At 62.1% G+C, this 11,812-nt stretch carries 11 protein-coding genes; 6 read left to right on the top strand and 5 right to left on the bottom strand.

All coding sequences use genetic code 11. From position 1 onward, the window contains the following. The 3 genes from ACPF9B_RS11150 (at position 1) to ACPF9B_RS11140 (ending at position 4,256) form a co-directional block, all read left to right on the top strand. Complete coding sequence (locus ACPF9B_RS11150; protein ID WP_007206808.1) at positions 1-339, top strand: DUF2834 domain-containing protein; 339 nt, start codon at positions 1-3, stop codon at positions 337-339. A 73-nt stretch (positions 340-412) separates the two neighbouring features. Further along, entirely contained in the window at positions 413-1,681 is a 1,269-nt protein-coding gene (lysA, locus tag ACPF9B_RS11145; RefSeq protein ID WP_007206809.1) for a diaminopimelate decarboxylase, read from the top strand. A 43-nt stretch (positions 1,682-1,724) separates the two neighbouring features. Then, positions 1,725-4,256: a TIGR02302 family protein gene (locus ACPF9B_RS11140; RefSeq protein WP_424177419.1), complete on the top strand. Its 2,532-nt coding sequence runs from the start codon at positions 1,725-1,727 to the stop codon at positions 4,254-4,256. Here the strand turns inward: ACPF9B_RS11140 and ACPF9B_RS11135 are convergent. After that, positions 4,247-5,053 (bottom strand): zinc-ribbon domain-containing protein, encoded by an 807-nt coding sequence (locus tag ACPF9B_RS11135; protein WP_424177417.1) that lies wholly within the window; start codon positions 5,051-5,053, stop codon positions 4,247-4,249. The genes ACPF9B_RS11140 and ACPF9B_RS11135 overlap by 10 nt on opposite strands. A gap of 164 nt (positions 5,054-5,217) precedes the next feature. Here ACPF9B_RS11135 and ACPF9B_RS11130 point away from each other — a divergent pair, with 164 nt between their 5' ends. The 3 genes from ACPF9B_RS11130 to ACPF9B_RS11120 are packed head-to-tail and all read left to right on the top strand — an operon-like array spanning position 5,218 to position 7,516. Further along, positions 5,218-5,892: a cell division ATP-binding protein FtsE gene (locus ACPF9B_RS11130; RefSeq protein WP_040483325.1), complete on the top strand. Its 675-nt coding sequence runs from the start codon at positions 5,218-5,220 to the stop codon at positions 5,890-5,892. Further along, entirely contained in the window at positions 5,889-6,782 is an 894-nt protein-coding gene (locus tag ACPF9B_RS11125; RefSeq protein ID WP_007206813.1) for a cell division protein FtsX, read from the top strand. Before ACPF9B_RS11130 ends, ACPF9B_RS11125 begins: the two co-directional genes overlap by 4 nt. Next, entirely contained in the window at positions 6,779-7,516 is a 738-nt protein-coding gene (locus tag ACPF9B_RS11120; protein ID WP_007206814.1) for a lysophospholipid acyltransferase family protein, read from the top strand. Before ACPF9B_RS11125 ends, ACPF9B_RS11120 begins: the two co-directional genes overlap by 4 nt. Here ACPF9B_RS11120 and ACPF9B_RS11115 read toward each other — a convergent pair. The 4 genes from ACPF9B_RS11115 to sseA form a co-directional block, all read right to left on the bottom strand. After that, positions 7,513-8,475 carry an acetyl-CoA carboxylase carboxyltransferase subunit alpha gene (locus ACPF9B_RS11115; protein ID WP_007206815.1) on the bottom strand — a complete coding sequence of 321 codons (963 nt, stop codon included), beginning with the start codon at positions 8,473-8,475 and terminating at the stop codon, positions 7,513-7,515. The two genes, ACPF9B_RS11120 and ACPF9B_RS11115, sit on opposite strands and share 4 nt — an antisense overlap. Before the next feature lie 75 nt (positions 8,476-8,550). Further along, positions 8,551-9,510, bottom strand: a complete 960-nt coding sequence (locus ACPF9B_RS11110; protein ID WP_424177413.1) for an L-malyl-CoA/beta-methylmalyl-CoA lyase — start codon at positions 9,508-9,510, stop codon at positions 8,551-8,553. A gap of 123 nt (positions 9,511-9,633) precedes the next feature. Next, positions 9,634-10,818 carry an aromatic amino acid transaminase gene (locus ACPF9B_RS11105; RefSeq protein WP_424177411.1) on the bottom strand — a complete coding sequence of 395 codons (1,185 nt, stop codon included), beginning with the start codon at positions 10,816-10,818 and terminating at the stop codon, positions 9,634-9,636. Beyond that, on the bottom strand, positions 10,818-11,684 hold the full coding sequence (sseA, locus tag ACPF9B_RS11100) for a 3-mercaptopyruvate sulfurtransferase (protein ID WP_007206818.1): 867 nt from the start codon (positions 11,682-11,684) through the stop codon (positions 10,818-10,820). Before sseA ends, ACPF9B_RS11105 begins: the two co-directional genes overlap by 1 nt. Between the last annotated feature and the right edge of the window lie 128 nt (positions 11,685-11,812).

Genomic DNA, 11,812 nt, shown 5'->3' with positions numbered 1-11,812 from the left:
ATGCGCTATTTCTGGCTGGTACTGGCAGTTTGGGGTGCGATCCACCCGATGTATTACTTCGTCTCGTGGTTCAACGCGAATACATGGGACATTATGGCAATGGTGGATGCATGGCATGCCAATGCCGCAAGCAGCGGTCTGGTCTGGGACCTGACCATCGCTGCCGTGACACTGACGGTCTGGGTGGTCTACGAGTCCTGGTCCAACCGCAACTTCTGGGGTCTACTGGCGATCCCCGCGACCTTCATGATCGGGGTCAGCTGTGGGTTGCCGCTGTACCTTTATCTGCGCAGCCGCGTTGTTTACACGCCCGACAAACACATGGTGCGTAACTATTGATTTGTTTTGCGGGCTTGGTCTTTGCCGCGGCTCTGCTATGTCCCGACATGACGCTGGATAAGGGCCGCAAGGCATGGATCATTTTCTCTATCGCAACGGAGCGCTATACGCCGAGGATGTCGCCATCGCCGACATCGCCGCCGCTGTTGGCACGCCGTTTTATGTCTATTCCACCGCGACCCTGACGCGGCATTTCCAGCTGTTTGACGAGGCTTTGGGCTTTGCTGATCATCTGGTCTGTTTCGCGATGAAATCTTTGTCCAATATCGCTGTGCTGCGCGTGTTGGCGCAGGCGGGGGCGGGGATGGATGTGGTGTCAGGCGGTGAATACCTGCGCGCCAAGGCCGCTGGCGTGCCGGGCGACAGAATCGTGTTTTCCGGCGTGGGCAAAACAGCGGATGAAATGCGCATGGCCCTGCAAGGCGGCATCCGCCAGTTCAACGTCGAAAGCGAACCCGAGATGGTGGCGTTGGACGCGGTGGCGCGGTCGCTGGGCAAGATCGCCCCGATCACCCTGCGCATCAACCCTGATGTCGATGCAAAGACCCATGCGAAAATCGCCACCGGCAAATCCGAAAACAAATTCGGGATTCCGATTTCGCGTGCGCGCGAAGTCTATGCGCTGGCCGCCACCCTGAAGGGGCTGAAGGTTGTCGGTATCGACGTGCATATCGGGTCGCAACTGACCGAACTGGCCCCGTTCGAGGCGGCCTATGCCAAGGTCGCGGAACTGACCGAGGTTCTGCGTGCCGACGGGCATCAGATCACCCGCCTTGATCTGGGTGGCGGTCTGGGCATTCCCTATGAACGCTCCAACGCGGCACCGCCGCTGCCGTCCGATTACGGCGCGATGATCGAACGGACCTTGGGCCATCTGGGTTGCGAGATCGAGATTGAACCGGGTCGGCTGATTTCGGGCAATGCGGGGCTGATGGTGTCGCAGGTCATTTATGTCAAATCCGGCGAGGATCGAGATTTCCTGATCCTTGACGGCGCGATGAACGACCTGATCCGCCCTGCGATGTATGACGCATGGCATGACATCATCCCCGTCGTCGAACCCGCCCCCGGTACCGAACCGGCGCGTTACGATATCGTGGGTCCCGTTTGCGAAAGCGGCGACACCTTTGCCAAGGCCCGCGAAGTTGCGCCGATGCAACCCGGCGATCTTGTCGCATTCCGGTCGGCGGGGGCTTATGGTGCTGTCATGGCATCGGAATACAATTCTCGCCCCCTGATCCCCGAAGTGCTGGTTCACGGCGATCAATTTGCAGTTATCCGCAAGCGTCCTAGCTATGAAGAGATGATCGCACGCGATAGCCTGCCAGAATGGCTGGACTGAGCCACCAAAAGCGGAGAGTACGCTGACACAAATCCCCGACCAGATGCGCCACCTGCGCCTGCCTGTCCGCCTGACGCGGATCGGGATGGCGGCGGAAAATGCGGTGCGCTGTTTCTGGCCGGTCTGGACCATCGGGTTTGTGTGTCTCGCGCCATTGATGATGGGCTGGCAGGATTTGCTGCCGATCGGGGCTGTCTGGGCCTTTGCTGGCGCCGGTAGCGTGGCGTTTCTGGCCGCGCTGCTGTGGGGCTTGCGCCGTTTCCGGATGCCGACAATGGCCGCGGCGCTGGCCCGCGTCGATGCGGCCATGCCCGGCCGTCCGATTGCGGCTGTGGCGGATGTGCAGGCCATCGGGGCATCCGATCCGGCATCCATCGCTGTCTGGCAGGCGCATGTCGCGCGCATGGCCGAACGCACGAAATCCGCCCGTGCGGTCGAACCGGACCTGCGGGTCGCAGATCGTGACCCTTACGGGCTGCGGTTCATCGCGGTTTTGTTCTTTGTCACCGCCCTGTTGTTCGGGTCGTTTCTGCGGGTCGCATCCGTGGGGGATATGGTCACGGGTCCGTCTGCGACGATGGCCTCAGGCCCGATCTGGGAAGGCTGGGTCGAACCGCCGGCCTACACGGGCCGTCCGTCATTATACCTCAACGATATCCCCGCAGGGCTGCTGCGCGTGCCTGCGGGCAGCAAGGTCACGTTGCGGATCTATGGTGATGATGGCGGGTTGAGCCTGATCGAAGACGTCTCTGGCCGTGGGGAACAGGCGACAGCTCTTGCCGATGGCCAGCAGCAATTCGACATCGTCTATTCTGGCACCTTGGCGCTGGATGGTGAAAACGGGCGGCGCTGGCAGGTGACGGCGATGGCGGATGAGCCACCTTTCGTGACGCTGACCGACCCGATCACGGCTGACGCGATGGGCGAGATGTCACAACCGTTCCGCGCCACTGATGATTATGGCATCGAAAGCGGCACCGCGACGATCACGCTGGATCTGGTGGCGGTGGACCGCGCCTATGGGCTGACGGTGGACCCTGATCCGATCGACCCGCTTGTTCTGGACCTGCCGATGCCGTTCACCGGCGATCGGTCGGTATTCGATGCTTTCCTTGTCGAAAACCTGAGCGAGCATCCCTTGGCCAATCTGCCGGTCACGCTGCAGCTGGCGGTGACGGATGCGGCAGGCCAGACCACAACGACCGCGCCGGAACCCCTGATCCTGCCGGGGCGGCGATTTTTTCAGCCCTTCGCGCGCGCCGTTATCGAACAGCGCCGTGACCTGATGTGGTCGCGGGGCAATGCGCGGCGCGTGGGGCAGATCCTGCGCGCGCTGTCACACCGCCCCGAGGATATCTTGACCTCTGAAACCATGTATCTGCGTCTGCGCACGATCATCCGGCGCATGGACAATATCGCGCTTGTCGGCATGGACGATGCCGCACAGGCCGAGATTGTGACAGCCCTGTGGGATCTGGCGATCCAGTTGGAGGATGGCCGCCTTGCGGATGCCCGCGAACGACTGCGCCGCGCGCAGGAACGGCTGGAACAGGCGATGCGCAACGGCGCATCGGACGCCGAGATCGCGGAATTGATGCAGGAATTGCGTGAAGCGACGAATGATTACATGCGCATGCTGGCCGAACAGGCTGAACCGGGCGATGGCACCGATCAGGCCGACAACAGCGAAAACAGCATGGAAATGTCGATGAACGATCTGCAAGCCATGATGGACCGGATCGAAGAACTGATGCAGCAAGGCCGGATGGAAGAAGCACAGGCCCTGATGGAAGAGCTGAACCGCCTGATGGAAAACATGCGCGTCACGCAGGGCGAGGGGGGCGATGGCCCATCGACGCCCGGCCAGCAATCGATGCAGGATCTGGCCGAAACCCTGCGCGACCAGCAGGACCTGTCCGACGATGCGTTCCGCGAGCTTCAGGAAGGTTTCAATCAGGGCCAGCAAGGCGAACAGCCCGGACAACAGCCCGGACAACAGCCAGGCGAGGGCGGCCAGCAGGATGGCCAGCAAGGCCAAGGTGGCCAACAGGGCGAAGGCGGGCAAGGGTCCGGCGGTAACCAGCAAAGCCTTGACCAGCGCCAGCAGGCGCTGCGGCAGGAATTGCAGCGCCAGCGCGATGGCTTGCCCAACCTGTCCGGCGATGCCGGCGAGGCGGCGCGCGATTCGCTCGACCGTGCCGAAGGTGCGATGGAAGGTGCCGAAGATGCTTTGCGCGGTGGTGATCTGTCCGGCGCAATCGACCAGCAGGCCGAGGCGCTGGATGCGCTGCGCAACGGGATGCGCGCCTTGGGGCAGGCCATGGCCGAAGACCAGTCCGACGCACAAGGCGAACAGGGGCAGGCGGCGGGGCGAGCAGAGCCCGGTCAGCGCGACCCGCTGGGCCGTGACACCGGTACGACTGGCCAGATGGGCACCGATCAGAACCTTTTGGGCGGGCTGGATATCAACCGCCGCGCGGCAGAATTGCTTGATGAAATCCGCCGCCGGTCATCCGAACAGGACCGCCCCGAGGTAGAACGCGATTACCTGCGGCGGCTGCTGGGTCAGTTCTGATCCGGCTGGCTGTTGGGGCCTGCGGTGACGTCTGCGATCATGTCACCCACTGCGCCCGCCGTCTGGTTCAGCGTCAGGCGCCATCCATCAACCATAGTGACATAGCTTGCCATCGCATCTGTGGTCTGCGGGATGCTCGTCGTGATTTGATCGGCAAAGACATAAGGCCCAAAAAGAACCGCAAAGATCACCAGCACAAAGACAAAGCCACGCCGAAATCCGCGCCGCGTGATGGCTTCGGCCTGTTCGGAGGGGGTCAGTTCAGGCTCTGGCGCTTGCGCGCGCGTGCGCAGGCTGGTGTTGATATCGTTCATGCTGGGCATGTCACGCGGGGTGGTATCGGGGTCTTTGGATGGGTCCGGGGCGATGGCGCTTGGCCGTTCAGGTGCGGGGCTGGCCGCTGTCACACGGCTGGCTTTGACAGGTTTGGGTGCAGGCGCTGTGCTGCCATCACCCGCAGCTTCGGTCATCTCGGCAATCCGGCGACGGGTTTCTTCGGCATCGGGGGCTGGTTTGGGCGTTTTATCTTCTTGGGTCTGGCGCGGCGTCTTGGTGCCTGATGTGCGCAGTTGCTTTTCGCGGGCCGCCTCTTGGCGCAGGATATCGCTGACCGCAGGATCAATCGGTTTGCGTGCCTGCTGTGCCGCAGGTGCGACCGTTGGCGCAGGCGCCGATGTCTTTTCAATATGGAACCAGCTGTGATTGCAGTTCGAACATTGCACGTCGCGCCCGCCTTCGGGGATCACGTCATCAGCAACATCATATTTCGCGCCGCAGCTAGGACAACTCAAACGCATTCTACTCTATCCTCTGATCCGGCCGCTTCGGTTTGGTGTTGTGACCCGCGTCAATCTAGCGATGAGGCCACCAAACGCAAGGATTTGCGCAAGACCCATCGTGGTGATCATTGAACCTTGGCATGGTTTTGGGCAATACATCGACGGCAGGCAAAGGACAGATCGTGATAGAACTCGACAACGTATCGTATGGATATGGCAGAACGGCGCTGTTTTCAGGGCTATCGCTAAAACTTGTGCCGGGGTCGTTTCATTTTCTGACAGGCCCGTCGGGGGCCGGGAAAACCACGCTGTTGCGGCTGTGCTATGCCGATCTGCGCGCAAATAGCGGCAAAGTCCGGCTGTTCGGGCAGGATGCCGGCAATCTGACGCGCGACGAGGTGGCGATGGTCCGCCGCCGGATCGGGGTTGTGCATCAGGATTGCCAATTCCTTGATCATCTGTCGATTGCAGAAAATATTGCTCTGCCGCTGACCGTCGCTGACCGGATCGCAGAAGCGCAGAACAATCTGGCCGAATTGCTGGCCTGGGTCAGCCTTGGGCCGCAAGCCGGGCAGCGCCCGCCGGAATTGTCGGGCGGCGAAAGGCAGCGCGCCGCACTGGCGCGTGCGGTCATCATGTCGCCTGACGTGGTGATTGCCGATGAACCCACCGGCAACGTGGATTGGGAGATGTCGCAGCGGCTGCTGTCGCTGCTGATCGAGCTGAACCGGATGGGCAAGACGATCCTGATCGCCACCCATGATCTGGCGATGATCCGGTCGGTCAAGGCCGATGTCAACGCACGCGTGTTGCGTCTGACGGGCGGGCAGTTGATGCAGGCGGGGGCAGATTTGTGAAAACGATCCTTGCTTTCATCATCGGTGATCCGCTGGCCGATGGGGCCGTGCCGTCAACTGGCGTTTCCGCGCGGCTGACGGTCTTTGTCGCGGGGGCGATGGCGTTTCTGGCAGTCTTTGCGCTGGCTCTGTCGCTGACAGCCGGAAGGCTGGCCGACAGCTGGGCCGACGATCTGGCGCAATCCGCGACCCTGCGCTTGCCCGCCGATCTGGACCAGACGAACGCGGCATTGCGCGCTGCCGTCAACGTCTTGCAGACAACGACCGGCGTCGCCTCGGCCCGCGTGCTGGATGCGGATGAACAGCGCACCTTGTTGGCCCCGTGGTTCGGGCCGGATATTCCGGTGGAATCCTTGCCGTTGCCACAATTGATCGAGATTTTGCCCGATGACACCGGCTATGACGTTGCCGGCCTGCGCGCGCGCCTGCAGGCTGAGGTGCCGGGTGCTGTGCTGGATGATCACGGCGCGTGGCGCGAACCCTTGCTTGCGGCCGCACAGCGGCTGCGCCTGCTGGGGTGGAGCGTGCTGGCGCTGATCGGGGCGGTGATGGCGGCGATGATCACGCTGGCGGCCTATGCTGCGCTGGCCGCCAATGCGCAGATCATCCGCGTGTTGCGGCTGGTCGGTGCGCGGGACGATTATATCGCGCGGGCCTTTGTGCGCCGGTTCACGCTGCGGGCGGGGTTGGGGGCGGCTGTCGGGACAGGGCTTGCGCTCTTGGTCTTGCAATCCATGCCAGTGGCTGACGTGGTCAGTGGTACAATCACGCATTTCGGTTTCATCGGGCTGGACTGGATTTGGCCGCTGGCGATTCCGGTCTTGTCGGCTATCGTCGCCTTTGCGGCAACCCGTATGGCCGCGTCGCGCCGGTTGAAGGATCAGACATGAGTTACGCAATCCAATGGCTGCGGTCGTTGCTGTTCAATGCGCAGATGTATGTGGCGATGCTGGTCGTTGGCATCCTGTATCTGCCTGCCGCGGTCTGGTCGCGCGAAGGTGCCATTGCCGGCTGCCATGCTTATTGCCGCTGGGTCCGCTGGACAGCGGGCTGGATGATCGGGCTGAAGGTCGAAATCCGTGGCACCCCCCCGACGGATGAGGTGATGGTCGCCCCCAAGCATCAGTCGTTTCTGGATGTGCTGATGATCTATGGTGCGATGCCGCGCGGCAAATTTATCTTTAAGGCGATCCTGAAGTATGCGCCTGTGATTGGCCAGTTCGGCCTGCGGATTGGCTGCATCCCCGTTGATCGTGGCAAGCGCGGGCAGGCGATCAAACAGATGCTTGCTGATGTGCAGGCAGGCCGCGCACTGCCCGGCCAGCTGATCATCTATCCCCAAGGCACGCGCATCGCGCCCGGGGTCAAGGCGCCCTACAAGATCGGGACAGGGGCGCTTTACCGTGAACTGGGTCAGCCCGTCGTGCCGGTCGCGACCAATGTCGGTGTGTTCTGGCCCAAGCGCGGTGTGTATCGCCATCAAGGCACGGCGGTGTTCGAATTCCTGCCCCGGATCGCACCGGGGCTGGAAATTGCGGATTTCATGCGCAGGCTGGAAACTGCGGTTGAAACCGCATCCGACAAGCTGGCTGCCGAGGCGAGATTTCCGCTGCGCGGCCTTTAGGCCGCCAGCCCCTTGCTGCCAAGGGCGAGGTATTTGTCGCGGCGGTCCTTGCGCAGCTTGTCACCGGATTTGCCGCCCAATTCGGCCAGCATGGATTTCAGCGCCTCGCCCACGGCGTTCACGGCAAAGTCAGGATCACGATGCGCGCCGCCCTTGGGCTCGGCGATGATTTTGTCGCAGATGCCCAGCTCTTGCAGGTCCTTGGCCGTCAGGCGCAGGGCTTCGGCGGCTTCGCGCATCTTTTCGGAATCTTTCCACAGGATCGAGGCGCAGCCTTCGGGGCTGATCACCGAATAGACCGAATGTTCCAACATCGCGACACGGTTGGCCGAAGCAAAGGCGACAGCCCCGCCTGACCCGCCTTCGCCGATGATCACGCTGATCAACGGCACCTTCAGCGCCAAACATTTTTCCGTGGATCGGGCAATCGCTTCGGACTGGCCACGTTCTTCGGCACCTTTGCCGGGATAGGCGCCGGGGGTGTCCACCAGCGTGATGACCGGCAGGCCGAACCGGTCGGCCAGATCCATCAGGCGGATCGCCTTGCGATAACCTTCGGGGCGGGCCATGCCGAAATTGCGCGCGATGCGCGATTTGGTGTCATTGCCCTTTTCATGGCCGATGACCATTACAGGCATGTCGTTGAACCGCGCCATGCCACCCATGACGGAATGGTCGTCGGCGAAATTCCGGTCGCCTGCCAGTGGCGTGAATTCGGTGAACAAAGCCGCGATATAATCAATGCAATGCGGCCGTTCGGGGTGGCGCGCCACCTGGCATTTGCGCCAGGGCGCAAGGTTGGCGTACAGCGAGGTCAGTAATTCGCCCGCTTTCTTGTCCAGCGCTGCCGCCTCTTTCGCGACATCCATTTCGGGATTGTCCCGCGCCATGGCGCGCAGTTCTTCGGCCTTGCCTTCAATCTCGGCGAGCGGTTTTTCAAAGTCGAGGTAAAGGGTCATTAGATCGCGCGCCTCATTACTGAAAGTCACGGTGTTATGGCGCAACCCTGATGCGTTGGCAACGGCACGGGCGCATTACGCGCCGCTGATCATCTCTGATTGGCGCACGATCACCTCGGCTTGCTTGATCGAGGCGATGTCCACAAGGCGACCCTTGTACACGGTCGCGCCTTCGCCACGGGCCTTGGCCTGTTCCATCGCGGCCAAAATCTCGCGCGCCTCGGACACGGCGGCATCGGAGGGGGTGAATACCTCGTTGGCAAGGGCGATCTGCTTGGGGTGGATCGCCCATTTGCCGACCATACCCAATGTGGCCGACCGGCGCGCCTGCGCGCGATAGCCTTCGTCATCACTGAAATCGCCAAACGGACCATCGACGGGCAACACGCCATGCGTCCGGCAGGCCGCAACAATCGCCGTCTGCGCCCAATGCCAGGGGTCGGCATAGTGCCGTGTGTCGCCATGCAGCATGTAGTAATTTTCTTGCGTCCCGCCAATGCCGGTGGTCTGCATCCCCATCGAGGCCGCGAAATCCGCAGCGCCCAGCGACATGGCCGCCATGCGCGGCGAAGACGCAGCGATTTCCTCCACATGGGCGATACCGGCGGCCGATTCGATGATGACCTCGAAACTGATCGGCTTAGTGCGGCCCTTGGCGCGTTCAATCGCGGTGACCAGCGCATCCACGGCATAGACATCTGCGGCACAGCCGACCTTGGGAATCATGATCTGGTCCAGCCTGTCGCCCGCCTGTTCCAGCACATCCACGACATCGCGGTACCAATAGGGTGTGTCCAGCCCGTTGATCCGCACGGACAGCGTCTTGCTGCCCCAATCCACCGTATTGATCGCCTCGATCACATTGGCCCGCGCGCTGTCCTTGTCGGAAGGTGCCACACTATCTTCCAGATCAAGGTTGATCACATCCGCCGCAGAGGCCGCCATTTTTGCAAAAAGCTTGGTGTTCGAACCGGGTCCAAACAACTGGCACCGGTTCGGACGGGCGGGCGGGGCAGGTTGCAGACGGAATGACATGGCGATCCTTTGGGTAGCAAAATTGCGCAACGGGTTTCCCGTTGGGTATTATATTGCGCCGCGGGTCACAAGAGGCGTTTGCAACCGCAGCATTGCGGTTGCGCGCCTGTCATCGGTTCGGGTTCAAACCCCTGCGGTCACAATCGCCTGCGCCAGTACCGGCACGCTGTGCGCATTCAGGCCTGCGACATTGAACCGGCTGTCACCCACCATGTAGATCCCATGCGCTGCGCGCATCGCGGCGACTTGATCGGGCGTCGCGCCCAACCGGCTGAACATCCCGCGATGATGGGCAAGGAAATCGAAACGGTCGGTATTGGTCAGGCGTTTCAATTCATCGGCCAATTGCTGGCGCAGCCCCAGCATGGACAGGCGTGTTTCTTCCAGTTCCGCCTCCCACTCGGCACGCAGGGCGGGGTCGGTCAGGATCGTGGTGACGACCCGCGCGCCGTGATCGGGCGGAAAGGAATAGTTCTGCCGGTTCAGAAAATTCAGGTTCTGTTGCGCGAGCGCATGCTGGTTGGCATCCTTGGCAATCGCCATCAGCGCGCCGGTGCGTTCACGGTAGATGCCGAAGTTCTTGGAACAACTAGCGGCAATCAGGCAATTGTCGAAACCGGCTGCGATCTGGCGGGTGATCTGCGCATCCGCCTCCAGCCCGTCGCCAAAGCCCTGATAGGCGATATCGACGAACGGCACAGCACCACGGTCCTGCATCAAGGCGATGACCTGCGCCATCTGCTCTGCCGTCAGGTTTGCCCCCGTCGGATTGTGGCAGCAGCCGTGCAGCAGCACAACATCGCCTGCCTTGAGCGCGCCCAGATCGGCCATCAGCCCATCGAAATCCACACCGCGCGTGGCGTTGTCGAAATAGCGGTATTCGGCCATTTTCATGCCAAGATACTTGATGATCGACGGATGGTTCGGCCATGTCGGGTTCGACAGCCAGACGGTGGCATCGGGCGATGCCATGCGGATCAGCTCCAGCGCCTGCCGGATCGCACCTGTGCCGCCGGGGGTTGCGACACAGGCCACGCGGTCTGCCGCGATACTGTCGCCCAACACCAGATCGCGGATCGCCGCGCCAAAGGCGGGATCACCGGCCAGCCCGGTATAGGCCTTGGTCGTCTGATCCGCCAAAATCCGGCGCTCAGCCTCTTTGACCGCGCGCATCACCGGCGTATTGCCGGTCGCGTCCTTGTAAACGCCGACGCCAAGGTCGATTTTATCGGTGCGCGGATCGGCGCGGTATTCGGCCATCAGCATGAGGATCTTGTCGGCGGGTTGCGGGTGCAGATTGTGCAGCATCAGGCGGCTCCGGTTGCAAGTGGAAGATCGGCATACATGCCCCATTCGGACCAAGAGCCATCGTAAAGTGCGTGATCGGTCTTGCCGATCCGTTCAAGGGCCAGCGACAGCACAGCCGCCGTGACCCCCGACCCGCAGGTCGTTATCGCAGGCTTGCTCAGATCGACGCCAGCATCGGTGAAAACGGCGCGCAGGGCGGCAGGCGGTTTCATCGTGCCATCGCCATCCAGCAAGTCCTGATAAAACACGTTGCGCGATCCCGGAATATGGCCCGAGCGCAGCCCCGCACGGGGTTCAGGCACTTCGCCACGAAACCGTGCCGGAGCGCGGGCATCGATGATCGCGTGATCACCCAGCTTGGCCGCGCGCGCGACATCGGTCACATCGCGCAGCATCTGCGCGCGCCGCTGCACGGTCATGTGGCGGTCGCGGATGACAGGCGGGGCGGTGGTGACGGTCTTGCCCTCGGCCAGCCATTTGGGCAGGCCACCATCCAGCACCGCGACAGCATCATGGCCCATCAGCCGGAACAGCCACCAGACGCGTGCGGCCGAAAACAGCCCCGCCCCGTCATAGACCACGACCTGATGACCATCGCCCACACCCATCGCGCGCATCCGCGACATGAATTTCTCGACTGGGGGTGCCATATGCGGCAGTTCCGAGCGTAGATCGCTGATCTCGTCGATATCAAAGAACCGCGCACCGGGGATATGGCCGACCTCATATTCCGCCAGCCCGGACCGGCCCGCATCGGGCAGATACCAGCTCGCATCCAGAAGCCGCAGGTCGGGGTCTTTCAGATGCGCGGCCAGCCAGTCAGTGCTGACAAGCGTTTTGGGATCATCTGGCACCATATTGGTCATCGCATTGCCCTTTGGTCAATTACCCCGTCACTATCGCGCAGGGGATATGGAAACAAGGCACCAGATATCGCGTGACAGACAGCAGCTTCTTTTTTCCAAAAATACTCCGGGGTGAGGGCCGGTCAGGC

Origin of the sequence: Yoonia sp. TsM2_T14_4, assembly GCF_049602355.1 — a bacterium.
Taxonomy (GTDB): Bacteria; Pseudomonadota; Alphaproteobacteria; order Rhodobacterales; family Rhodobacteraceae; genus Yoonia; species Yoonia vestfoldensis_A.
This window is presented reverse-complemented; position numbering and strand designations above follow the sequence as displayed.

What these genes read in the sequence shown, in the direction of transcription:
- ACPF9B_RS11105 (WP_424177411.1), bottom strand. Translation starts at nt 10,818, where the DNA reads ATGCTGCACAATCTGCACCCGCAACCCGCCGACAAGATCCTCATGCTG.
- ACPF9B_RS11140 (WP_424177419.1), top strand. Translation starts at nt 1,725, where the DNA reads ATGCGCCACCTGCGCCTGCCTGTCCGCCTGACGCGGATCGGGATGGCG.
- ACPF9B_RS11120 (WP_007206814.1), top strand. Translation starts at nt 6,779, where the DNA reads ATGAGTTACGCAATCCAATGGCTGCGGTCGTTGCTGTTCAATGCGCAG.
- ACPF9B_RS11150 (WP_007206808.1), top strand. Translation starts at nt 1, where the DNA reads ATGCGCTATTTCTGGCTGGTACTGGCAGTTTGGGGTGCGATCCACCCG.
- ACPF9B_RS11115 (WP_007206815.1), bottom strand. Translation starts at nt 8,475, where the DNA reads ATGACCCTTTACCTCGACTTTGAAAAACCGCTCGCCGAGATTGAAGGC.
- ACPF9B_RS11110 (WP_424177413.1), bottom strand. Translation starts at nt 9,510, where the DNA reads ATGTCATTCCGTCTGCAACCTGCCCCGCCCGCCCGTCCGAACCGGTGC.
- sseA (WP_007206818.1), bottom strand. Translation starts at nt 11,684, where the DNA reads ATGACCAATATGGTGCCAGATGATCCCAAAACGCTTGTCAGCACTGAC.
- lysA (WP_007206809.1), top strand. Translation starts at nt 413, where the DNA reads ATGGATCATTTTCTCTATCGCAACGGAGCGCTATACGCCGAGGATGTC.
- ACPF9B_RS11135 (WP_424177417.1), bottom strand. Translation starts at nt 5,053, where the DNA reads ATGCGTTTGAGTTGTCCTAGCTGCGGCGCGAAATATGATGTTGCTGAT.